The sequence below is a fragment of the Methylobacterium sp. CM6247 genome (genome assembly GCF_054817925.1).
Genome location: NZ_JBTXKX010000003.1, coordinates 1,956,211 through 1,980,783, shown reverse-complemented (window position 1 = coordinate 1,980,783; position 24,573 = coordinate 1,956,211). Strand labels below are relative to the sequence as shown.

At 65.9% G+C, this 24,573-nt stretch carries 16 protein-coding genes; 11 read left to right on the top strand and 5 right to left on the bottom strand.

Going from position 1 to position 24,573, the window contains the following annotated elements; translation table 11 throughout:
• Positions 1-82 precede the first annotated feature (82 nt).
• From ACYQOP_RS10150 to ACYQOP_RS10140, 3 genes are all read left to right on the top strand, one after another.
• Positions 83-1,312, top strand: coding sequence for an MFS transporter (locus ACYQOP_RS10150; RefSeq protein ID WP_461222305.1), 1,230 nt, complete (start codon positions 83-85; stop codon positions 1,310-1,312).
• 126 nt (positions 1,313-1,438) lie between these two features.
• On the top strand, positions 1,439-2,710 hold the full coding sequence (locus tag ACYQOP_RS10145; RefSeq protein WP_056434635.1) for a hemolysin family protein: 1,272 nt from the start codon (positions 1,439-1,441) through the stop codon (positions 2,708-2,710).
• Between the two features lie 404 nt (positions 2,711-3,114).
• On the top strand, positions 3,115-4,812 hold the full coding sequence (locus ACYQOP_RS10140) for a methyl-accepting chemotaxis protein (RefSeq protein WP_461222304.1): 1,698 nt from the start codon (positions 3,115-3,117) through the stop codon (positions 4,810-4,812).
• 284 nt (positions 4,813-5,096) lie between these two features.
• Here the strand turns inward: ACYQOP_RS10140 and gltX are convergent, their stop codons facing one another.
• Entirely contained in the window at positions 5,097-6,443 is a 1,347-nt protein-coding gene (gltX, locus tag ACYQOP_RS10135) for a glutamate--tRNA ligase (RefSeq protein ID WP_461222303.1), read from the bottom strand.
• Positions 6,444-7,181: 738 nt separating this feature from the next.
• Between gltX and ACYQOP_RS10130 the strand changes: the two genes are divergently transcribed.
• The 5 genes from ACYQOP_RS10130 (at position 7,182) to cyoD (ending at position 13,935) form a co-directional block, all read left to right on the top strand.
• Positions 7,182-9,548, top strand: a complete 2,367-nt coding sequence (locus ACYQOP_RS10130) for an FdhF/YdeP family oxidoreductase (protein ID WP_461222302.1) — start codon at positions 7,182-7,184, stop codon at positions 9,546-9,548.
• Positions 9,549-9,936: 388 nt separating this feature from the next.
• Positions 9,937-10,860 (top strand): ubiquinol oxidase subunit II, encoded by a 924-nt coding sequence (cyoA, locus tag ACYQOP_RS10125; protein WP_461222301.1) that lies wholly within the window; start codon positions 9,937-9,939, stop codon positions 10,858-10,860.
• A gap of 2 nt (positions 10,861-10,862) precedes the next feature.
• Positions 10,863-12,869, top strand: coding sequence for a cbb3-type cytochrome c oxidase subunit I (locus ACYQOP_RS10120; protein WP_461222300.1), 2,007 nt, complete (start codon positions 10,863-10,865; stop codon positions 12,867-12,869).
• Positions 12,866-13,552 (top strand): cytochrome o ubiquinol oxidase subunit III, encoded by a 687-nt coding sequence (gene cyoC / locus ACYQOP_RS10115; RefSeq protein WP_461222299.1) that lies wholly within the window; start codon positions 12,866-12,868, stop codon positions 13,550-13,552. Before ACYQOP_RS10120 ends, cyoC begins: the two co-directional genes overlap by 4 nt.
• Positions 13,549-13,935: a cytochrome o ubiquinol oxidase subunit IV gene (cyoD, locus tag ACYQOP_RS10110; RefSeq protein ID WP_419951340.1), complete on the top strand. Its 387-nt coding sequence runs from the start codon at positions 13,549-13,551 to the stop codon at positions 13,933-13,935. Before cyoC ends, cyoD begins: the two co-directional genes overlap by 4 nt.
• Before the next feature lie 274 nt (positions 13,936-14,209).
• Here cyoD and ACYQOP_RS10105 read toward each other — a convergent pair whose 3' ends face one another.
• Genes ACYQOP_RS10105 through ACYQOP_RS10095 form a run of 3 tightly spaced genes read right to left on the bottom strand, consistent with a single transcriptional unit; the run spans position 14,210 to position 19,358 of the window.
• On the bottom strand, positions 14,210-16,033 hold the full coding sequence (locus tag ACYQOP_RS10105; RefSeq protein WP_461222298.1) for an ABC transporter ATP-binding protein: 1,824 nt from the start codon (positions 16,031-16,033) through the stop codon (positions 14,210-14,212).
• Complete coding sequence (locus ACYQOP_RS10100) at positions 16,030-17,196, bottom strand: beta-glucosidase (RefSeq protein ID WP_461222297.1); 1,167 nt, start codon at positions 17,194-17,196, stop codon at positions 16,030-16,032. The genes ACYQOP_RS10105 and ACYQOP_RS10100 overlap by 4 nt, the downstream gene beginning before the upstream one ends.
• Positions 17,193-19,358, bottom strand: a complete 2,166-nt coding sequence (locus ACYQOP_RS10095) for a family 1 glycosylhydrolase (RefSeq protein ID WP_461222296.1) — start codon at positions 19,356-19,358, stop codon at positions 17,193-17,195. The genes ACYQOP_RS10100 and ACYQOP_RS10095 overlap by 4 nt, the downstream gene beginning before the upstream one ends.
• Positions 19,359-19,595: 237 nt before the next feature.
• Between ACYQOP_RS10095 and ACYQOP_RS10090 the strand changes: the two genes are divergently transcribed.
• Together ACYQOP_RS10090 and glf are read left to right on the top strand one after the other, a co-directional pair.
• Entirely contained in the window at positions 19,596-20,864 is a 1,269-nt protein-coding gene (locus ACYQOP_RS10090) for a glycosyltransferase (RefSeq protein ID WP_461222295.1), read from the top strand.
• Positions 20,865-20,948: 84 nt separating this feature from the next.
• On the top strand, positions 20,949-22,106 hold the full coding sequence (gene glf, locus ACYQOP_RS10085; RefSeq protein ID WP_461222294.1) for a UDP-galactopyranose mutase: 1,158 nt from the start codon (positions 20,949-20,951) through the stop codon (positions 22,104-22,106).
• Positions 22,107-22,136: 30 nt separating this feature from the next.
• Here glf and ACYQOP_RS10080 read toward each other — a convergent pair whose 3' ends face one another.
• Entirely contained in the window at positions 22,137-23,114 is a 978-nt protein-coding gene (locus ACYQOP_RS10080) for an NAD(P)/FAD-dependent oxidoreductase (protein WP_461222293.1), read from the bottom strand.
• Positions 23,115-23,687: 573 nt separating this feature from the next.
• Between ACYQOP_RS10080 and ACYQOP_RS10075 the strand changes: the two genes are divergently transcribed.
• Complete coding sequence (locus ACYQOP_RS10075) at positions 23,688-24,521, top strand: Crp/Fnr family transcriptional regulator (RefSeq protein WP_461222292.1); 834 nt, start codon at positions 23,688-23,690, stop codon at positions 24,519-24,521.
• Positions 24,522-24,573 lie beyond the last annotated feature (52 nt).

Sequence of the window (24,573 nt, the reverse complement as noted above, 5' to 3'; positions counted from 1 at the left end):
CTCGAAAGAGGGGTGCGGCCCGCGCCGTTCCGTGCTTCTCCAACACTCCCGCGAGCGCGCGACATCGAGGAGACCGGCGACCATGGCCGAGGAGAGCGACCGCCTGATCACGGCGGGAACGCCGATCTTTCGTCGGACCACCCTCGCTCTGTTCGCCGCAGGCTTCTCCACCTTCGCCGTGCTCTACGGCGTCCAGCCGCTGATGCCGGTCTTCGCCGATGAGTTTCACGTCTCCCCGGCCGAGAGCAGCCTGTCGCTGTCGCTTCCCTGCGCGATGCTGGCCCTGGCGCTCCTCGTGGTCAGCCCGCTCTCCGAAGTGTGGGGGCGCAAGCCGATTATGGTCGCCTCCCTCTTCGCGTCGGCGATCCTCACCCTCATCGCCGTGATCGTGCCGAGTTGGCATGGCTTCCTGGCATTGCGCGCGCTCACCGGGCTGGCGGCGAGCGGCCTGCCGGCCGTAGCCATGGCCTATCTCAGCGAGGAGATGGATGCCCGCGCCATCGGCCTGTCCATGGGGCTCCTCATCGGCGGAAACGCCATGGGCGGCATGGTCGGGCGGCTGATCGCCGGCATCGTCACCGATCATCTGTCCTGGCGCGTGGGCCTCGGGACCATCGGAATCCTGGCGCTCATCGCCGCCATCCTATTCTGGCGCGGTTTGCCGCCATCGCGGCGCTTCCTCGCCAACCGGATGCGCTGGCGCCAGGTGCCGGGCACGTTCGGCCAGCATTTCCGCGATCCGGGCCTGCCCTGGCTCTTTGCGGAGGCGTTCCTGCTCATGGGCGGCTTCGTCAGCGTCTACAATTACATCGGCTTCCGCCTGCTCGATCCGCCCTACAACCTGAGCCAGTCGGCCATCGGCGCGATTTTCGTGGTCTATCTCGCCGGCACGTTCAGTTCGGCGGTGACCGGAGAGATCGCCAGCCGGCTCGGACGCCGCCGGGTCTTGTGGCTCGCCATCCTGCTCGGGATCGTCGGTATTCTGCTGACCCTGTCGGAGCGCCTTCCCGTCATCATCGCCGGCATCGTCGTCGTGACGGTGAGCTTCTTCGGCGCCCATTCGGTGGCGAGTTCCTGGATCGGGCGACGCGCCCTCCGCGACCGGGCGCAGGCCTCCTCGGTCTACCTGTCCCTGTATTATCTGGGCTCGTCGGTGCTCGGGACGGCGGGAGGCTGGTTCTTCGATCATGCGGGGTGGACGGGGGTCGTCGCCTTCTTCGGCGGGCTTTACGGGCTCGCGCTGGCCATCGCGCTCCGACTTTCGCGCCTGCCGCCCCTCGTCCCGGCCACATCCTCCGGCCACGACCGTTGACCCGCCCGCCGCGACGGCCCATCTAGGCGATCGTCGTCGCTCACCGGAGCGACAGGCGAGCAATCGCCGACAACTGAGGAAGTCCGGCTCGCTTGGTCCAAGCGGCTCCGGCTTACGGAACCGAACGTGTTCGAGCTCGCCGTCGCTGTCGCTCTGATCGCCCTCAACGGGGCCTTCGCGCTGTCCGAACTCGCCGTCGTCTCGTCGCGGAAGTCGCGGCTGCGGATGATGGTGGAGGCGCGCCGGCCCGGCGCCCAGGCCGCCCTCACCCTCGCCGAGAATCCGGGGCGCTTCCTTTCCGCCGTCCAGATCGGCATCACCCTCGTCGGCATCCTGTCGGGTGCCGTGTCCGGCGCGGCCCTGGGCGAGCGCCTCACGGAAATCCTATTCGAGGCGGGCCTGTCGAAACCCGTGGCCGATCCTCTCGGATACGGGATCGTCATCGCCATCATCACCTACCTCTCGGTGATCATCGGCGAATTGGTGCCCAAGCACGTGGCCCTGCGCGACCCTGAGGGCATCGCCTGTTTCGTCGCGCGCCCGATGCGTCTCATCTCGCGGATCGCGCTTCCGGCGGTCTGGCTCCTCGACGCCTCCACGCGCGCGGTGTTCCGGCTGTTCGGCCAGGAAGCCTCCAGCGCCAGCGCGGTGACCGAAGAGGAGATCCGCACCATCGTCGCGGAGGCCGAGACGGCGGGCGTGATCGAGACCGACGAGCGCAAGATGATCGCCGGCGTGCTGCGCCTCGGCGACCGCGCCGTGCGGGGCGTCATGACCCCGCGCACCGACGTCCACTGGATCGACCTCGACAAGGCGCCGGAGGAGATCCGCGCCATGCTGGTGTCGAGCCCGCATTCGCGCATCCCGGTCGGCGAGGGCAACCCGGACAACATGCTCGGCGTCGTGCAGGTGCGCGAACTGGTCAAAGCGCTCATCGAGAACGAGCGGTTCGACCTGCGCGCCTATATCCGCAGCGCCCCCGTCCTGCCCGATACGCTCGACGCCCTCGACGCACTCACGGCCCTTCAGGCGGCCGACGTTCCGATGGCCCTGGTCCACGATGAATACGGCCATTTCGACGGGCTCGTGACGCCGGCCGACATCCTCGACGCCATCGCGGGCGCATTCCATTCCGAGGATTCGGAACCCGAGGCGGTGCAGCGCCAGGACGGGTCCTGGCTCATCGCCGGCTGGATGCCGGTGGACGAGATGGCCGACCAGCTCGGCATCAAGCTCGAATCGAGCCGCGACTACGAGACCGCCGCCGGCCTCGTCATCGCCAAGCTTCAGCGTCTGCCGGAGACGGGCGAGACCTGTGACATCGCGGGATGGCGCTTCGAGGTGGTGGATCTCGACGGCCGCCGCGTGGACAAGATCCTGGTGTCGCGGATCGCCTGACCGTCCCGCCTTTCCGAAGGTCTCGGACCGTTCTCGCGACGGACGAATGGTGGATGGCCTGCGTCCCGTCCATCCTCATCCAGACGAGGCCGTGCCGCGGAGCCTATGCCCAACGGCACGGACTGGCTCGACGTCGCGTCTTTACTTCGACGGCCGTCGGCGTTTGCCGAGCCGCATGACTTCGACCTTGGTCGAAGCGCATCAGATCGCAGCCGCACCTGAACGATCGAACCGAACAGCTTTATCGCCGAGAAGGCACCGCCGCCGCGAGGTGTTCTGGATAGAGATCGAGATGTACTGTATATAATTATTATAATTTGAGTTTAATAATTTTTTATCTAATATTCCTTATAACATCTGTGTCTAATATCTGTATAATAATTCACATGGCATCGGAGCATGCAATGAAGTTCATTGGACATCTGAGCGTGATGCTCAAAATTGCCGTCCCGCTGACTCTGATGGGCCTTATGGCGATAGGTCTCGTCGTCTACGCCCGTGCCTCGCTGAACAGCGTCCTGGAGCAGACGAATCACTTCGCCGACGTCGCCACGGTCCGGCAGGAGAGTTACCTCCGTGCGCAGCTCCATGCCACGGACGCCGCTTTGCTCAGCCGAAATATCGTGGTGGAGACGCAACAGGAGGTGATGAACCAGTACAAGGCGCGTTATGACGGAGCGACCAAGGCGGCGCTGGTCTACGTCGACAAGCTGATCGCCTTGGCCGAGACGCCGGAACGCCGCAAGATCGGTCACGACCTGCGACAGATGGTCGAAACTTACTTCGGCATTCTCGACCGTTCCATCGTGTACGCGATGCGGAACGATGCCGCCAAGGCGATGAAGGTGATCCAGGACGAGGGGCGGCCGGCGCGGGCCAAATTGTACGCTCTCATCGAGGAGCGCAGCCAGCGGGTCACGGAGGAGATGCAGGCCCGTAAGCACGCCCTGGAACTGGAAGTATCCAATACGGTGCAGAGCCTCATTGCCATCGCGGCGCTCGGACTGACCGTTGTTGTTGCCCTCAGCGGGTTCATCGTGATGTTCGGCATCACCCGTCCCTTGCGGGGCCTCGTCTCGGTCCTGCAGCGTATGGCGCGGGGAGACATCGACGCCGAGATCGTGGAGGCCCGGCGCGGCGACGAGATCGGCGCCGTGGGCAAGGCGGTGGAAGGCATCAAGGCCATGGTCGCCCGGAAGGCCGCCGAGGAAGCCGACATCCGGCGTCTCGCCGAGGAGGTCGCCCAGGCCGAGCGCCAGCGCACGATGATCGCCATGGCCGACAGCTTCGAAGGCGCCGTGGGCGGCATCATCCAGATGGTGTCGGCCTCGGCGACCGAACTCCAGGCCACTGCCCAGACCATGACCTCCACCGCCACGGAAACGGCGAGCCAATCCATGACCGTGGCCGCCGCCGCCGAGGAAGCCGCCACCAACGTCAACACCGTCGCGGCGGCGGCGGAGGAGCTCGGCGTTTCCGTCCAGGAGATCGGACGGCAGGTCAGCGGATCGGCCGATCTCGCCCAGGGCGCCGTCTCGGAAGCCGACCGGACGGCGGCCCTGGTGCAGACACTGTCCCAGGCCGCCTCCCGCGTCGGCGACGTCGTGGGACTGATCTCGAACATCGCCGCCCAGACCAACCTTCTCGCCCTCAACGCCACCATCGAGGCAGCCCGCGCGGGAGAGGCCGGCCGAGGCTTCGCCGTGGTGGCCACCGAGGTCAAGGAACTGGCCAGCCAGACGGCGCGGGCGACCCAGGACATCTCCAGTCAGATCTCCCAGATCCAGGGGGCGACCGACGAGGCGGTCTCGGCCATCGCCTCCATCACGGCCCGCATCCGCGAGATCGATTCGGTGGCGACCACCATCGCCGCGGCGGTGGAGCAGCAGGGGGCCGCGACCCAGGAGATCGTCCGCAACGTCGCCCAGGCCGCGACGGGAACGAGCGAAGTGACGAGCAACATTTCGGGCGTCGCGGGGTCCGCCGAAGAGACGGGGGCCGCCGCATCCCAAGTGCTCGGCTCGGCGGGCGAGCTCTCTCGCCAATCCGAGCACCTGAACGCCGAGGTCCGCCGCTTCCTCGCCAGCGTAAGAGCAGCCTGAGGCCGTCTCCGGCCGCTACATTCGGTGTCCGGCGAGCGCGGGTCCCCTCTCCCACACGGGAGAGGGAGCCGGCTCCGGCCAACCTGACCGAAGCGACCGACCGGAGGGGGTATGAGGCCGACCGGCATCGGTCTGAGACCGGCCGACGATGAGGAGAACTCATCGTCGGCCGCCCGCGTGACTGCGCGGCGGCGGGCGTCCGCCGAACGCGCTGAAGACGACCATCGGTCGGGATCAGCGCCGCTTGGCAGGAGAAGCGGGATCCGCTTTTCGGGCCGATTCTGTCAGTCGCGACCGCCGAGCCGCGCCGCCACAATGTCCCGGCCGATGAGGGGCAGCAGGCCCGAGAGGTCCGGGCCGTGCTCCAGCCCTGTCACCGCGAGGCGGAGCGGCATGAACAGGGCCTTGCCCTTGGCGCCGGTCCGCTCCTTCACTGCATTGGTCCAGGCTTTCCAGGTCTGGCCGTCCCAGGGCTCGGACGGCAGCACGTCCAGGGCGGCAGCGGCGAAGCCCGCATCCGCGATGACCGGCGTCACCTCCCCGGCCACGATCCGCCACCATTCGGCGGCGTCCCCGACCTTGGTGAGGTTGGGCTGGATCACCGCCCAGAACGCCTGCGCCCGTTCCCCCGGGATGCCCATTCCGAGGAGGCGTTCGCGTGCCTCCTCATACGGCATGGCATGGATCAGGCGGGCATTGAGCCCGTCGAGTTCCTGCGGATCGAATTTCGCCGGCGCCCGCGAGATGTGGGAGAGATCGACCAGGGCGGCGAGTTCGTCGAGGTTAGGCACCGCGCGCACCGCCTCGGCCGAGCCGGTGAGCACGGCGAGGGAGCGCACCGCGCCGGGTTCATAGCCCGCCTCGCGCAGGCCCCGGAGAGAGAGGTGGCCGAGCCGCTTCGACAGGCCTTCGCCATCGGCGGTGGTGAGCAGGTTGTGGTGGCCGAAGATCGGCACCGGCTGGTCCAGGGCCTCGAAAATCTGCACCTGCACGCCGGTATTGGTGACGTGGTCCTCGCCGCGAATGACATGGGTGATCCCCATCTCGGCATCGTCCACCACGGAGGGCAGCGTGTAGAGGTAGCTGCCATCGGCGCGGATCAGCACCGGGTCCGAGAGGGAAGCGCAATCCACATGCGCCGGCCCGCGCACGAGATCGTCCCAGGCGACGGTGCGGGCGTCGAGCTTGAAGCGCCAATGCGGCGTGCGCCCTTCGGCCTCCAAGGCCGCGCGCTCGTCATCGGTCAGGCTGAGCGCGGCGCGGTCGTAGATCGGCGGCTGGCCACGGCCGAGCTGGCGCCGGCGTCGACGCTCGAGTTCCTCCTGCGTCTCGTAGCAGGGATAGAGCCGGCCCGCCGCCTTCAGCCGCTCGGCCGCCGCGTCGTGGATGGCGGAGCGGTCCGACTGGCGGGCAAAGAGATCGGGCACGATGCCGAGCCAGGCGAGGTCTTCCTCGATGGCTTTGGCGAATTCCTCCGTCGAGCGCTCGCGGTCGGTGTCGTCGAGGCGCAGCAGGAAGCGCCCGCCATGCGCCCGTGCGAACAAGGCGTTCAACAGCGCCGGACGGGCGTTGCCGATATGGAGATACCCCGTGGGCGAGGGCGCGAAGCGGACGAGAGGGGCGGATGTCATGCCTGCCCGTCTACAGCATCGACCCGAACGGTGGGAACCGGCTTTCGGGAGGATCGGGGCAGGTCGCACATGATAGGTGCCGCCGTCGCAGGAGCCTCGGCGAGCTCCGCCCGAGCGCGCTTGCAGCCCGGCCCAAACACGATCGCGACCGGAACGAAGTCCAGTCCTGATCGCATGTCATCAGGAGGTAAAGTCGCGGCCGACCTGCGCCTTGCTCTCTACTCTGGGTCAGGTGGCCACGGCTTGGACCTCAGTCTGAGTCTAGTCCCAGTATCCGGCGGAGCCTGGACGTTGCGGGAGACCGGACCGGCCCGTTGGCACGGAAGCTTGCTCGGTGTCCCGGCCCCGCGGCCCCTCCGAACCCGATAAGTCCAAGCTTATACATCGCAGGCTGCAGGTTTCATTGCTCTCTCGATAGGATGACGGGTCGCGCCGCGCCGGCGCATCAGACAAAGAGTGCCCAATGCGGCGAGGCTCATTGCCCCTGCCAGGATCCGTGAGGGTCTGACTCCCATGCGCCTGGCCGAGCGATCCAAGGCGACTTCGAAGCCACCGGCGAGATTTGCGACAAGCGGCACGATGGTCGTATCCAAGAAAAACTTCGGCGCGGACGGTCCAGCCGGCTTCTTTAGAAGGTAATCTCGATCAATCATCATCGTAACCTCCGATAATGCCGCACCTGATTTTGCAACTATACATGGATGCATGGGCCGGACGTAGAACCTGACGAGACGGCCGATGTTCCCGCAGCTGTATTGGCACGGAGATCGTTCATTGGATAAGCCCACCTACAAGCCGTACCGCCTTCCATCAGGGGGATGGGGCTCGGCCCGCTCCGTCGGCAACATCCTGCGGCGCGAAGGGGTGCTGGCGAGCGTGCCGATCGCGCTGACCCGCCACAACAAGGTCGACGGCTACCAGTGCAACAGCTGCGCCTGGGTGAAGCCCGCGAGCCCCCTGCCGTTCGAGTTCTGCGAGAACGGCGTCAAGGCGGTAGCCTGGGAGCTGACCGCACATCGCTGCACGCCGAAGTTCTTCGCCGAGCACACCGTCACCGAACTTCGGGGCTGGGACGATTTCCACCTCGAACAGCCGGGCCGCCTGACACACCCGCTCCGCTACGACGCCGCCAGCGATAAGTACGTGCCCGTCTCCTGGGGGCATGCCCTGGAGGAGATCGCCCAGGAGCTGCGCGCAGTCGGGGACCGTCACAAGGGCACGGTGTTCTATAGTTCGGGCCGCCTGTCGAACGAAGCGAGCTACCTGTACCAGCTCTTTGCCCGGCTCTATGGCAACAACAACCTGCCTGACTCGTCCAACATGTGCCACGAGACCACCTCGGTGGCGCTGCCCGCCAGCATCGGACAGGCCGTCGGGACGGTGACCCTGGAGGATTTCGGCAAGTCCGACTGCATCCTGTTCTTCGGTCAGAACCCGGGCAGCAACGCTCCCCGCATGCTGCACCCGCTGCAGGAGGCGAGCGAGCGCGGCGTTCCGATCATCACCTACAATCCGCTGCGTGAGCGCGGGCTGGAACGGTTCCTGAACCCGCAATCGCCGACCGAGATGCTGACCGGCAAGGATACCCGGATCAGCTCGCAGTATCACCAGGTCAAGGCTGGCGGCGATCTCGCCGCGTTGGCCGGCATCTGCAAGGCGGTGCTGGACACGCACGAGGCGTCACGGGAAGCGGGCGGCCCGGCCGTGCTGGACGAGGCCTTCATCGCCGAGCACACCCACGGCTTCGAGACTTTCGCCGCCTGGCTTCGCCTCCAGAACTGGGACGAGTTGGAGCGCCGTTCGGGCCTCCACCGCGCGGATATGGAAGCAACGGCGCGCGTCTATTGCCAATCGCACGCCGTGATCGGCGTCTACGGCATGGGGCTGACCCAGCACCGGGCCGGGGTCGAGACCGTGCGGATGCTGGTCAACCTCCTGTTGATGCGCGGTAATCTCGGCCGCGTGGGTGCCGGAATCTGCCCAATTCGCGGACATTCCAACGTTCAGGGCCAGCGCACGGTGGGGATCACCGAAAAGCCCGAACTCTTTCCCCTGGACCGGCTGGGCGAACAGTTCGGCTTCGAGCCACCGCGAGAGGCCGGCTACAACACCGTGGAGGCCTGCGAAGCGATCCTGAAGGACGAGGTACAGGCCTTCTTCATGCTGGGCGGGAACTTCGTGCGGGCCATCCCCGACCACGGCCAGATGGAGCCGGCTTGGCGCCGCCTGCGGCTCACCGTCAACGTGATCACCAAACTCAACCGATCGGCCCTGCTACCGGGCGCGGTCAGCTACATCCTGCCGGTGATCGGCCGCCTGGAAATCGACGAGACGGAAGCGGGGCAGCAGGTCCTCTCGATGGAGGACACCTCCGCCTGCATCCACGGCAACCGGGGCCTGCGCCGCCCGGCCTCGCCCCACCTCATCAGCGAGGTCCGTCTCATCTGCGAGTTGGCCCGGCGGGTGCTGGAGCCTAATCCGCGCGTGCGCTGGGACGCCTATCAGGAGGATTACGCCGAGATCCGCAAGGAAATCGCAGAGACGCTGCCGGACTCTTTCTGGGATTACGAGCGGCGCATGTGGGAGCCGGGCGGCTTCCAGCGTCACCTGCCTGCGAACAAGCGCGAATGGCATACGGATACGGGCCGGGCGAACCTCGTGACGCCGACCGGCCTGGACGAGGACGCCGACATGCCCGACGTCGGTCACGGCGTCCTGCGCCTGATGACGCTACGCTCGAACGATCAGTTCAACACCACGGTCTACGGCTACGACGATCGTTTCAGGGGCATCAAGAATACCCGTAAAGTGGTGCTGATGAACCGCTCGGACATCGACAGGCTCGGGCTGAAGATCGGACAGGCGGTGACGTTGAAGACCGTCGCCGATGACGGGATCGATCGCCGGCTCTCCGACATGCTCGTGGTCGCCTACGACATCCCCATCGGCTGCATCGGTGGCTACTATCCGGAATGCAACGTGCTGATGCCGATCTGGCACTATGCCATCGGCAGCAAGACCCCGGCGGCCAAGACCATCCCGGTCACCCTGCATGCCGATGACGACCGCGTGCTGGCGCCTCAACTCGAATACGCCACCGGATGAGGGCGGCCCCGCCCCGCGTCTCAGCCAGGCCCCCCGAGCATCGCGACCTTCGACGGATAAGACCCGCGAGAGACCACCGCAGCCGCGCGACGTTCCGTCGTGGGCTGCGGCCGGTGAGCCCCGCTGCCGCTCGGCCACGCGCCGGGATGACGGGGGTGTCTCGTGACATCCTGCCGGGACCGACCGGCATCCGGGCCTCGCTCACGGCATCGCCCCGATGACGACCTGATCCGACCTCGACGAAAGTAATGAGGGTTAATTCAAATACTTAGCAGCACTCATTTGGCCTCAACCCATGTTGTTGTATGCCCGATTGAACTGCGCAAGTCTTCGTTGAATTCCGGCAAGGACGAGGCTGATCGTTGGCTGACTCAGCGGCATGCGCATGATGGCGAAGCTCCCTTCGCCGACGATCCGACGGCGCATCCGTGCCGCCTCACCAGCCATCGGAATAGGTCTCCTCCTCGGGGGCTGCCAGCCGAGCATCCTCGACAGCAAGGGACCCATCGGCGCCGCAGAGAACAACATCCTGCTGATCGCGACGGTCATCATGCTGGCGATCATCGTGCCGACGATGATCGCCACCGTCATCTTCGCGTGGTGGTACCGGGAATCGAACCCGAAGGCGCGCTACCGGCCGGACTGGGCCTTCTCGGGGCGTATCGAACTCGTAGTCTGGTCGATCCCGTTGCTGACGATCATCTTCCTCGGCGGGATCGCCTGGATTGGCGCCCATGATCTCGATCCGGCCGTTCCGATCCGCTCGGACAAGAAGCCGATCCAGGTTCAGGTCGTGTCGCTCGATTGGAAATGGCTGTTCATCTACCCCGAACAGCGCGTCGCCGCGGTCAACCAGCTCGTCGTGCCCGTCGATACGCCGATCCAGTTCCACCTGACCTCGAGCAGCGTCTGGAACTCGTTCTTCGTCCCCGGCCTCGGCAGCATGATCTACACGATGCGCGGGATGGTCACCCGGCTCAACCTGCTGGCCGACCGCGAGGGGGACCATCTCGGCCTGTCGACCCATTTCAGCGGCGACGGATTCTCGGACATGAACTTCACCATGAAGTCGGTCTCGCCCGCCGGTTTCGACGCATGGGTCGCCTCGGCCCGGGGCGTAGGTTCGAGTCTCGACAAGGCGGCCTACGGCGCGCTGGCCCAGCAGAGCATCGCGGACAGGCCCCGGACCTTCGGCGACATCGATCCCGAACTGTTTCAGGGGATCGTCGACCAGACCGTCCCTCCCGGGCCGGGGCCGACTGAGAAAGCGGACGGCGCGCCGCCGAACGTCCGGCCCAAGGGGGGATCGTAGACATGCTGGGCAAGCTCACCTGGGAGGCCATTCCCCTCAGCCAGCCGCTTCCCCTCGTCGCCTCCGGCGTGGTCGCCCTCCTCGTCCTGGGCGTCCTGGCCTGGATCGTGATCGGCGGACACCTGCCGTATCTCTGGCGGGAATGGATCACCAGCGTCGATCACAAGCGCATCGGCGTCATGTACTGCGCCCTGGCCCTGGCGATGCTCATCCGCGGCTTCTCGGACGCGATCCTGATGCGCACGCAGCAGGCGCTGGCCTACCAATCCCCCGGCTATCTGCCGCCCGAGCATTACGATCAGATCTTCTCGGCCCACGGCACGGTCATGATCTTCTTCGGCGCGATGCCGTTCATCGTCGGGTTGATGAATTTCGTCGTCCCCTTGCAGCTCGGCGTGCGCGACGTCGCCTTTCCGACGCTGAATTCGGTGAGCTTCTGGCTCACGGCGACAGGGGCGCTCCTCGTCAACATATCCCTGGTCGTCGGCGAGTTCGCCCGCACCGGCTGGTGGCCCTCGCCGCCCTTGAGCGAGACGACCTACTCACCCGGCGTCGGGGTCGATTACTATCTCTGGGCGATCCAGATCTCCGGCATCGGCACCTTGCTGTCCGGCGTCAATCTCGTGACCACGATCCTGAAGATCCGGGCGCCGGGCATGAGCTACCTGCGCATGCCGATGTTCTGCTGGACCTCGCTCGCCTCGAACCTCCTGATCGTCGCGGCCTTCCCGATCCTGACCGCGACGCTCGCGATGCTCACCCTCGACCGCTACCTCGGCTTCCACTTCTTCACGGACGAGTCCGGCGGCAACTCGATGATGTTCATGAACCTCTTCTGGGCCTGGGGGCATCCGGAGGTCTACATCCTCGCACTGCCGGCCTACGGCATCTTCTCCGAGGTCATCTCGACCTTCTCGGGCAAGCCGCTCTTCGCCTACCGCTCCATGGTCGGCGCCACCATGGCGATCTTCGTCCTCGCCTTCATGGTCTGGCTGCACCACTTCTTCACGATGGGCGCGGGGGGCGACGTCAACGGCATCTTCGGCATCACGTCGATGATCATCGCGGTGCCCACCGGCGTGAAGATCTTCGACTGGCTCTTCACCATGTATGGCGGCCGGATTCGTCTCACGACCCCGATGCTGTGGTCGCTCGCCTTCATGATCACCTTCGTGGTCGGCGGTGCGACCGGCGTCCTCCTGGCGATCCCGCCCGCCGATTTCGTGCTTCACAACAGCATGTTCCTGGTGGCGCACTTCCACAACGTCATGGTCAGCGCCGTGCTGTTCGGGGCGTTCGCCGGCTACACCTACTGGTTCCCGAAAGCGTTCGGTTTCCAGCTCGACGAATGGTGGGGCAAGGTCGCGTTCTGGTTCTCGGTGGCGGGCTACGTCATCGTGTTCACGCCGTTCTACGTGCTCGGCCTGATGGGCATGACCCGCCGCATGCAGCATTACGACATCGAAGGCTGGCGCCCCTGGATCCTGATCGCCGGTTTCGGCGTCGCGGTGATGCTCATCGGGGTGATCTGCCAGATCGTCCAGCTCGTGGTCAGCATCCGGCGGCGGGAGAGCCTGCGCGACCTCACCGGCGACCCCTGGGACGGACGCTCCCTCGAATGGGCGACGGCCTCGCCGCCGCCGGTGTTCAACTTCGCGGTGATGCCCCGGGTGGAGGGCGAAGAAGCCTACTGGACCATCAAGCAGCGGGCTCGCGAGCAGGCGCGCCTGCGCGAGGAGCCGGATTACGAGCCGGTCGAGATGCCGCTCAACAGCCCCACCGGCTTCATCTGCGCCTTCTTCGCGACACTGATCGGGTTCGCCATGATCTGGCACATCTGGTGGCTGGCCGGTTTCGGAATCGCCGGCGCCTTCGCGACCTTCGTGGTCTTCGCCTGGCGCGACCGGCTCGAATACGAGATCCCGGCCGACCGCGTCGCACGGATCAACCGCGCCAACCGCGCGACCCGGATGCAGGCCCTGGAAAACGCACGGCGGAGAGCCGCATGACGGACGGCCTCGCTCTCCCGGCACAGGCCCGGATCCGGACGGACCCTCACCATCTCGGCCACCATGCCCGGTCGGGCGAAGGCCACGCGACGGCGACGGGCCGGGGAACCGGCGGCCCTTCTCCCAAGCGGATCGTCGTCGGTTACGGGTTCTGGATCTTCCTCCTCAGCGACATCGTGATGTTCGCGGCCTTCTTCTCGGCCTACGCGGTGCTGCAGACGGGCACCGCGGGCGGCCCTACAGGGGCGCAGCTCTTCGACCTCGACAACGTCGCGATAGAGACCGCCTTCCTGTTGGTCTCCAGCTTCGTCTGCGGCATCGCCGGCCTGGCGCTCACGGCCAAGCGGCACCTGATGTTCCAGGCCGCGATGGCGGTGACGTTCCTGTTCGGCGCGGCCTTCCTCGCCCTTGAACTCCGGGAATTCGCGGACCTCATCGATCGGGGCGCGGGGCCGACCCGCAGCGCCTTCCTCTCGGCCTTCTTCACGCTCGTGGGCTGCCACGGCCTGCACGTCTTCGCCGGCCTCCTGTGGCTCCTCACCATGATGGCGCAGGTCGCCACCAAAGGCTTCCGGCCCGACATCCTGCGCCGGGTCATGTGCTTCTCCCTGTTCTGGCATGCCCTCGACATCGTCTGGGTGGCCGTATTCACCGTCGTCTACCTGATGGGGTCGATCGCATGAGCGCCGAGAATCGCCACGAGACGGATACCGCGCCCGGGGACGAGTTCGGCGGGGAGGATATCGGCAAGGGCCTGCGCGGCTATTTCATCGGGCTCGTCCTGGCTTCGCTGCTGACCGCCGCGTCCTTCGCGATCCTGCGTGCCAACTTCGTCTGGGCCCCGGCCATTCCGGTGGCGCTCCTCGTCTTCGCCATCGCCCAGATGGGTGTCCACCTCGTCTTCTTCCTGCACATCACCACCGGGCCGGACAACACCAACAACGTGATGGCCCTGGCCTTCGGCGTCCTGATCGTCATCCTTCTGTTCGGGGGCTCGATCTGGATCATGAACAACATGAACCACAACATGATGCCGCAGACCCCTTCCGCGCCGAAGCATCATTAGGTCCACCGCCGCTCGGCCATGCGCCCGATCCCGCAACCACGCAGCAGGTTGGACAGGACGTGAACGGCGACCGTCCCATCATAGCCGCTCTTCAGTTCGGCCTCGGCCTCACGCTCGGTGTCGTGACAGCGATCGCGGCCGACCTTTTGCTGTGGATGCTGATCTGATCGACGGGGAGCCCGAACCGGTCGGCGTTCGACGGTCCGGCTCGCACAGCGCCTGGACGAGCCTGATTTGTCGAGGCCCGTCCGCCGGACCTCACCGAGACTGGGTATCAGGCGGGATGGGCGTGTTCCGCCACCGCCGCCTCGGCACCGCCGGCGTCATGGCGGTCGTCGGGAAGTCCCTCGGCCTGTAGCCGCCACATCCGCTCGAAGACGCCGCCGGCGTGGCGCAGGAAGGCGGGGCTGCCATCCTCGACTACACGGCCCTGGTCGATGACGAGGATGCGGTCGAAACCCGTGAGGGTGGAGAGCCGGTGGGCCACGCTGACGACCGTCCGGTGGCGCATGATCCGCACCAGGGCGGCCCGGATCGCCATCTCGGATTCGGTATCGAGGGCGGAGGTCGCCTCGTCGAGCAGGATGATCGGAGCATCCTTCAGGAAGGCGCGTGCAATGCCGATCCGCTGACGCTGGCCGCCCGAGAGCTTGGCACCGCGCTCGCCGACGATCGTGTGATAGCCCTGCGGCAGGCGCCGGACGAAACCGTCGCAGGCCGCGGCCTGGGCGGCGGCGAAGACGGCCGCGTCGTCGGCATGTGGGCGGGCGAAGCGGATATTCTCCATCACGCTGCGATGGAGGAGGCTGATGTCCTGGGGCACCACCGCGAGGGCATCGCGAAGCGAATCCTGCGTGATGGAGTCGATGGGCGTCCCATCGATGAGGATGGCCCCCCTCTCCACGTCGTGCAGGCGCTGCAGGAGTTGAATCAGCGTCGACTTGCCCGCGCCGGAAGGGCCGACGATCCCGACCTTCTGCCCGGCCGGAATGGTCAGGCTGACACCGTCGAGCGCGCGCGCGCCCGGTCCATAGGCGAAGGAGACATCCCGCAATTCGATCCGGCCGGCGCTGCAAAGCAGGGCGGGAGCGCCCGGCGCGTCGCGGACCGTCCGGGGCTTGGCGATGACCGCCAGGGTTTCCTCGATGAAGCCGAATTGCTGCGCCACGTCCACGAGCGAGAGGGCCATGTCCTTCGAGCTGTGCAGGATGCGCAAGGTCAGGCTCGCGACCATCACGATGTCGCCGGGGCTCGCCTGCCCTCGCCCCCACAGAACGATCGCCCAGGTCAGGATGCCGGCCGCCATCACCCAGAGGGCGAGGTCGTGGAGGAGACGGGCGATTTCGAGATACATCCAGCTCCGTCGCTGGGCGGCGGCCTCGGCCTCGAAGCCGGTCCGCAGGCGCATCCATTCGCGGCGGCGCGCCGAGAAGGCCTTGACCGTCCACATGTTGGTGATCGTGTCGACGAGGTCGCCGGCCACGGTCGCCGCCTCCCCAGAATAGGCCCTATGAATCGGCCGGCCGCGCTCCCCGAACACGATCAGGCCAAGGGTCACGGCGGTGACAAAGACGAGGAGGGCCGCCGTGAGCGCGAGGTCGATGGTGGAGAAGATGATCACGGCCCCGCCGACATCCACGAGCGGCGGAATGATCCGCCAGATCAGGGTGTTGATCAGCGCTCCGAAATTGCCGGCCGTGGCCGTGATGCGCTGGCCGAGGGAACCGGCGAGGTTCTCGGCGAAGTAACGCATCGATTGCGCGCTGAGTTCGTCGAAGAGTTCGAGGCGCAGGCCGACCCCGACCCCGACCGTCGTGCGGCAGGCGAGCCAACCGGTCAGCCGGGCGAGCAGGCTCTCGGCGGCGATCAGGCCGAGAAACAGTATCAGCACCCCGGTGACGGCCGACGCGGCGTCGGATGGCAGCGTCATCGCATCGACGAACCGCTTGAGCACGTATTGCTGGCCGACGCCGCAGGCCGCCGAGGCGATCACGAGGGCGAAGAGCAGGCCGAAATGCCAACGCCAGCGCGAGATGTGATGCAGGATGAACCGGCCGGGACCGGACAGGTGCGGGGAGACGAAGGGAGCGTCCGTCATGAGGTACCTGATGTGTCCGCAAACAGGCCCTGCTGGCGGGCGAGTTCCGCGGCGAAGTCCGGGTCGCAGGACCGTCGTCCATCGGGATCGGGCGTCGAGAACAGACCGACCGCGCAGGGCCGCTCGTTGTCCCATCCGGGATAGTCGACGACCGGATAGAGGCAGATTCCCTCCACCGGAACGCCCATTCGGCGGGCGGCCCGGACCTCGCCGCAGACGTAATGCAGCCAGGCAGGGCGGGCGCTGCCTTCGGCGCCCGTCTCGGCCACCAGAATGGGGCGTGCGAACCGGGCATGTACGTCGGCCAGCATGTGGCGCAGGGGCCGGTAGGCGTGGTGCCCGAGGGGGATCGTCCCCCCGCCATGGACCCATTGGTTGTCCGGATAGAAGTTCACGCCGACGATATCGAGGCAGCCAGGATCACCGCCGAGTTCCGGACAGAGGTGTCCGCTCACCATGTCCAGGGCTTCGTATTGCACGCTCCGGTAGGCGTTCGCGGCCGCCTCGCCCTCGGGATGCCCGGAAATCACATGGATCAGGGGTTCGGCATGGAGGAAGCGTGCGTCCGGCACGACCTCCCGGATGGACCTCGTCGCGGCAATGGAGGCTCGCACGAGTTGTCGCTTCAGCTCCGGCCCCCGTTCCAGTGCCAGGGGCGCCATGCGGGCGACGTCGCCTCCTGCCCAGGCCCAGTACGAGATCTCGTTGACGGTACAGAAGGCGGGTGTCCCGTCGGTCTCGGCAGCGACGACCCGTGCGGCGTGGGAGGCGAAGTCGGCGAAGCGGGCAACGAAGGCATCCGACCAGATGTCGATGTCGTCGGGCCAGCCGTAATGGCAGAGGTCCCAGATCACCCGCAGGCCGCTGTCACGGGCCGCCCGCAGCATCGGCAGGGCGCTCGACCAGTCGTAGCAGCCAGGGGCGGCCTCGATCCGGTGCCAACGCAGGCCATCGCGGGCACCGCCCAGCCCGCGAGCTCGCAAGGCCGCGTAATCGGAGGCCGCCCAGATGTCGTGGCCGGTAGCGGCGATCAGATCGAGGCGGCGTCCATCGGCGCGGCGATGGGTCGAACATTCGAACCCGCCGAGAAACGGCGTCGGGGTGATCGCGCGCGCCCTCCCGCATGCCGGTTCCTCGCGGAACACGCTCACGGCGCCGGTCATTCCGCGGCCTGGCGCGCGGGGAGCGGCGGAGTGGCGCCGAGGGCGTCGCGAAGGCGCTGCATGGCGCTGATCCGGGTCGGCATGAGGAGGCCCCGTGAACTCGTCAGGGCTCGGTTGGTGGTCGGCGCTCCACCCTGGGTGGCAGGCGGCGCAGGACTCGACAGAAGGCTTGAGATTTCCGCGGCAAAGCTGTCACGCAGAACCGCACCGCGATTGGCGAGATGCCAGGGCCCGGCCTCGCCATCGATGAGGAGGTCCAGCGCCGCATGGGCGAGATCCGGCAGGTAGCTCAGGGACAGGATCTCGGTCGGCCGGGGCAGTCTTCCGCCGCTCTCCCCGAGGGCTCCGAGAAACTGCTCCGATCCGCTGGCCGGTTCGGGCGCATCGAAGACGAGGCCGGGCCGCACGATCAAGGCGCGCGGGGCGTGGGACCGGATGCGCCTTTCGGCCTCGGCGACGCTTTGCGCATAGAGGCCCTCGGGCCTGACCGGATCGGCCTCGCAGGCGGGGCGACCGAGGCTGCCGTCGAAAACCCGGTCGCTGGAAAAAACCAGGAGTGGAATGTCCGCTGAGGTGCAGGCGGAGGCGACCCGCCCTGCCCGGCCGGCATCGACGAGAAGCGTTCCGCCGGGATAACGCCTTGCCGCCGCATCGATATCGAGGCCGGCGGCGTCGATCACCGCCCAGGCTCCGTGCAGGGCGATCAGTTCGGCGAGGGCCGATACCTCTCCGAACGCGGCCGGAGCGCCGATGTGACGGAGACCACGCTCCTCGCATATGCGAGCCAGACCGCGCGCCCGCGCGCCGTCGGAACCGAGGATCAGGACAGGCCTGGCCCGCTCCGAATGGGCGACCGGAGGGGTGTCGACGGGCTTGTCGTAATAGCGCGACGGTCGGCGCCACCAGCCGGGCATGTCGAGGACCGGATGATCGAACCGTCCCGTGCGCGCGAGCAATGCCGCGGCTTTGGCCAAGGCCGTCGCGCGGGGCAGCGGTGCCCGGATGTCGTAGGCGCCGGGCTCGTAGGTTCCGGCCCGGGCGACGAGCAGACTGTTCCAGTCCACCGCTCCCATGAGGGACCATAGGGTCACGGCTTTGACCGGAATGTCTTTCATACGGAGAGCCGTGGCGGCATTCCAAAGCTCCGCCAGCCAGCGCAGTTGTTCGTCCCGGCTGCAGCCGTGATGCGCCTCGGTGATCGCCATGGGGGTGCGGTAGCGGTGCCAGACCTCGGTGAGGCGGGCGGCGGGACCCGTACCGCCGTCGCAGAGGGCGACGCGTACGGCCTCCGCATCGGCGTAGCGTTGGCGGCCGTTTCCGCCCCGCAGATCCTTCGGGTACGCGCCGAGCCGACCGTCGAGATAGCGCTCACTCGTGAGATAATGGTTCACACCGATGATGTCGGGCGCACCTTCCCCCTCGCCGAGAAGGGCCAGATCATCCAACGGGACGCCATGATCGATGAGGCGTCGAAACCAGGGATGGGTACGATCGACCCGCCCGCAGAGGAGATCGAGGCTGAGCCAGCGTCGCTCGTTCTCGTAGGCCGCCTGGTTGGCGAGGGCGGGTGTGCTGAAGGTCCGCCCGATATCTTCGGTCTGGACGAGGCGCGCATCCGGGATCACCCGGCGGATCGCCCGCATGGCGAGGAGGGTCGCCTTACATTGGTTGACGACCATGCGCAGGAAAGCGGCCTCGCTGCGCAGGTGAGGGTACCAATGGCCGTAGAGACCGCTGAATCGCGCCGTGGTCAGCGGTTCGTTGACCGGCGTGACGTCGTGTAGCCAGGGGAAGCGCTTGGCGACCGAGCCGGCATAATCCGCCAACAGGCGAGGCATGGCCGGATCGAGGAGGCTGGTGTAGCGCGGGCCGCTACCGTGATGAAGCAGGCCGACGATCGGGACGATGCCGTGGCGCTGCAGACGGGCCAGCCGCGCATCGTGCCAGGACCAATCCCGCGCATCCGGATCATGCTGGGCGACCGTCTCCCACAGAAGAGGATAGCGCAGGGTACGGATTCCGAGCCGCGCGACGGCATCGATATCCCCCATGCGCCAGCGATGGCCGGTCTCGCGGATCTGATCGCGGAACCGGTCTTGAATCCGGGCAACCGTACATTCGAAACCACCCCACAGTTCAGGGGGTGCGGCTGATGAATTCATCGTCCAATCCGCGACCGCCGGTTTAGGCATTTGTCGGGTTTCATACTAATCATGACCCGATATCTGAAAAGATGTCACATGTTATTCGAATAATAATATGCATCGGCCACGGTAATATCATTAACTTATGCGATAGACGGCATGTTTAGCTGAAAATATTGGTTTTTTATTGATCCTGATCTGCCTGTGCTGCTTCGCTTGAGCGATGGCTGGTGGAGTTGAGGAGGGAATTCATCTGTGAAGCAAGAAGCTGGACCGACGCCGCCTTCATCTATTGGACAGGGACTTTCCGCCATCAATGCGATCCCGACGTTGCGGCATTCGCGCCTCGACTTCGAGTATCGGGGCGCGTCGCAGAGCGATGCTCGCCCATTGCTGGTCTGTTTCTCACATCTACGCTGGAATTTCGTCTGGCAGCGTCCTCAGCATCTTCTCAGCCATGCGTCGGAACGGTTCGATGTCGTCTTCATCGAGGAGCCCATCTTCGAGGCGGGAGCCGTGGCGCGGCTGGAGCGCAAGCGGATTGGGCCGTCCCTGCAGCTCCTCGTCCCGGTCATCGATCCCGCGGATGCACGTGAGGCCGTCTCGATCCTGCAAGGCCTCCTCACACAAGAACTGGACGCCCTCGGCCATACGACGCGGATCTTCTGGTACTATACGCCGGCTGCCATCGCCTTCACTTCCGATTTACCGCGCGATCTGACGCTCTACGACAACATGGATGAGCTGTCGGCCTTCAAGGGTGCGTCGGATACGCTGGTCGCTCAGGAGACGGCTCTGCTGGGACAGGCCGACCTCGTCTTCACCGGCGGGCATAGCCTCCATGCCGCCAAATGCGACCGGCATCCGAACATCCATTGCTTCCCATCCTCGGTCGATGCGGCGCATTTCGCCCGCGCTCGGGGAAGCGTCACGGCTGACCCTGCCGATCAGGCTGCGATCCCGCATCCGCGCCTGGGGTTCTTCGGCGTCGTGGATGAACGTTTCGACGCCGATTTCCTTGCCGAACTCGCCGACCTGCGGCCGGACTGGCAGTTCGTCATTCTCGGTCCGGTGGTGAAGATCGATCCGGCCGGATTGCCGAGAGGGCCGAACATCCACTGGCTCGGGCCGAAGTCTTACGCCGAGCTTCCGGACTACTTGGCGCATTGGGATCTCGGCCTGATGCCCTTCGCCCTCAACGCCTCGACACGCTTCATCAGCCCGACGAAGACGCCAGAGTTCCTGGCCGCCGGACTGCCAGTCGTCTCGACGCCGATCGTCGACGTGGTGCGCAGCTACGGCGAGATCGGTCTCGTCGAGATTGCCGAAACGCCGATCCAGGCCGTCCTCGCAGCCGAAGCCTTGATGGCGCGCCCGCGAGAGCCCTGGCTCACCCAGGTCGATACTCGCCTCGCGGGCGGTTCCTGGGAGCGGACCTGGGCCGACATGGAGGCGAAAATCATGGCCGCCCTGGGCATCCCGATACTTGCTTCCTATTCGCCGCCGCTCCGCGAGACGGCCTGATCTTCCTTTTCCACTTTGTCGCGCGCCTCTCCACGCCGCCGCCCGGGCGACGGCGTCGGGCCGCTGCATGAGGGCTTGAAAGCGATGTATGACTGGCTGATCGTTGGAGCGGGTTTCGCGGGCAGTGTCCTGGCCGAGAGGATCGCACGGGAGCGCGACGAGCGAGTCCTCCTCGTCGACCGGCGCAACCACATCGGCGGCAACGCCTATGATTGCCTGAATAAAGATGGCTTGCTGATCCACCAATACGGGCCGCATATCTTCCACACCAACGCGAAATCCGTGTTCGACTATCTCTCAGGCTACACCGCGTGGCGCCCCTACGAGCACCGTGTACTGGCCGAAGTGGATGGCCAGCGCGTTCCGATCCCCATCAACCTCGACACGATCAATCGGCTCTACGGGCTCGATCTCGATTCCTCACAGCTCGAAGCGTGGCTCGCGGCACGGGCGGAGCCGGTGGAGGAGATCCGGACGGCGGAGGATGTCGTTGTCTCCACAGTTGGGCGCGAACTCTACGAAAAGTTCTTCCGTGGTTATACGCGCAAGCAATGGGGGCTCGATCCCTCACAGCTCGACAAATCCGTGACGGCACGCGTGCCGACGCGGACGAACCGAGACGACCGCTACTTCAACGACATCTACCAGGCGATGCCCAAGCATGGCTACACGGCGATGTTCACCGCCATGCTCGATCATCCGAACATCACCCTGGCTCTCGATACCGATTACCGGAGCCTCAGCCGTTCCGTGCGGGCCTGCCGCACGATCTTCACGGGACCGATCGACGCCTTCTTCGACACCTGCTACGGCCCGCTGCCCTATCGCAGCCTGCGCTTCGAGCATGTCACGCGAGACGTGCCTTGGCACCAACCCGTCGGGGTGGTCAACTATCCCCAGACCGAGGATTACACGCGCGTCACCGAGTACAAGCATCTCACGGGGCAGCAGCACGCTCATACTGCGCTGACCTACGAATATCCGGTCGCGGAGGGTGAGCCCTACTATCCGATCCCCTGCGCCGAGCATCAGGCGCTCTACAAGCGGTATGAGCGCCGGGCCCTGGACGAGCAGAGGGTTTGGTTCGTCGGACGCCTGGCGACCTATCGTTACTACAACATGGACCAGATCGTCGGGCAGGCTTTGGCGACGTTCCGGCGGATCGATGCGGAGGTGTCGCGGCGCGACGGGCGAGCGCGCCCGTCGGCGGGCCATGAACTGGCCGCGCCGAGCCCCGCCTGAGGGGCCGGATCGCGACCTCCGACGGGAGGCTCAATCAGAGACCGCTGCGCCGCCATCCGCTTCTTCTTCGGTCGGTAATTCGCAGCGGTTGTGGATGTCGGTGGCCGCAATGGCTCCGTGGCCCATGGCGACGACCACCTGATCGAGGCCCCGCACCACGCCGCCGGCCGCATAGAGACCCGGCACCGTGGTCCGGTTGTGCTCGTCGACGATCAGGGCACCCGTCCCGTCATGACGGGCACCCATGGCGAGGGCGAGTTCGGAGCGGATCGTCAAACCCAGGGCCGAATAGAGCACCTCGAAACGGTGCTCCGCGCCGTCCGCCGTTCGCAGCACGGTGATCCGGCCGTCCCCGATGTCGAGGCCGAGCACCGGCTCGTGCACCACCGTGACCCCATGTCGTTCCACCTGCTCGCGCTGGCGCGCGTCGAGCGCCATGCCCTGGCCGAGGGTCAGGAGGGTGACGTCCCGGGAATAGGTTCGAGCGACGAAGACGGCCTCGCCGAGGCCGCGGTCGCCATAGCCGATGACGGCGATCCGCTTGTCCTTCGCTTCGTAGCCATCGCAGATCGGGCAATACCGCACGAGCCCGCGCCGGATCGCGTCGGGCAGGTCCGGCAGGTTCGGCTCGATGTCGTCGGCACCCGTGGCGAGCAGCACGCGGTGCGCGCGGATCTGGTGTTGGGCGACCCCGCCCTCGACCGTAGCGATGAAACGGCCGTTGTGTCTTTCCAGCTTCGTGACCGTCCCGTCGACGATCTTCGCACCGAAGCGGAAAGCGTGCTCGCGCTGGCGCGTCAGGATCTCCGGGCCGGATATTCCTGCGCTGAAGAACGGAATATTGTGGCTCGTTGGGATCCAGGACGTTCGCGCCTGACCGGAATCGACGACCAGGAAGCGGCGTTCGAACCGGGCCAGGTACAAGGCCGCCGTCAATCCTGCCGGACCACCGCCGATCACGAGGCAATCGAGGCAAGTATCCCGGCTCACCGGTGATGCTATCGTCATCCCGTCATCCGTCCTGAAAGTTACCCCCGATACGCGCCGCGCCGCTCGATTCCCCATTGTCGCCGCACATTCGAGAGGGGTTCACGGCTCCATCGCAGGCCATCGCCGAGCCTGCCCACAAGGAGCAACGCCATTCTCCGGAGGTGCGGGGGGCAGAACAACAACCTGAATCAATCGGCGCGGCGAAGCTTGGTGAAAGATCGGTGGCGACGGATGCTGTCACGTGGAGATGTCGTTGTATGCCGCGTGACGGAGGAAGCCCTGATTTGGCGCCCGTATGGCGAAAGGGGCGATGGATGACCGTGCCCCCTGTCGACCATCACAGAGTCTCGCGGCCGAGACGGGTTGCGCGACGAAAATTCGATGACGACAACACTTATTAAAATATGTGCTTATCATTGTTGAGGGATGATTTTGCGCGGATGCCAATCTATTTTAACGCTCGGCTGGATCGGGGGTGATAGTCGGTTGAGATAGTCCGCCGACGGTGCGTGGTCGTGCGTGCAGGCTCGCTGTCTCTCCGCGGGTGGCAGAGGCGGCGCTCCGTCGAGCGTCAAAACCGCCAGTGATCCGATGCCGCTGATCCGCAAGCTCATGAATGTCATGACTTTGTCCGAGGATGAGCGCCATGCCATCCAAGGATTACCCAGGACATACCGCCGCCTCGCTGCTCGCGAGGACATCACGTCCGAGGGTCACGGTTCATCGCAATGCTCCGTCATCCTCGACGGGTGGGCGTGCCGTTTCAAAACCCTGCAGGACGGTCGGCGACAGATCCTGTCCCTGCATCTCCCAGGTGATATCCCCGATCTGCAAAAGCTCCATTTGCCGGCGATGGAGCATAGCCTCGGCGCCCTGACGGAATGCACGGTTGCCTTCATTCCCCATCACGCTCTGCGTGGTCTGACAGAGCATTTTCCTGCCATCGCGGCGGCCCTTTGGCGGGATACTCTGCTCGACGCTGCGATCCTCCGCGAATGGATGGTCAATATCGGCCGACGCTCCTCGACGGGGCGGATCGCCCATCTGCTCTGTGAGATCTACACGAAGCTCACCGCCATCGGCTTGGCGCAGGATGGTCGCTGCAGGTTTCCCCTGACCACGGGAGATCTTGCCGATGCCACCGGACTCACGGCGGGCGATGCCGGTCAGGTCCTGCGAGACTTGAGAGCCCGCGGCCTGATTTCTTTGACAGGTGATGAACTCGTCATCGAGAACTGGCGAGCCGTGAGCGAACTCGTCGGGTTCGATCCGACCTATCTGTATCTGGCACCCAGCATGGCGGGCCGGACCGGATTACCGGATGGAGCGGCCTTCACGAAGGCGCCCTCCGTCGAGCCGGCGAATCGAGAGCGGTGCCTTCCAGACGCCATCAACGGCATTAACCAAGGTCAATGCAGGCTATAATATCAGCGTTCATAAGGATCTCTCATACTCTTTGCGCCGTGAGACCCGCGAG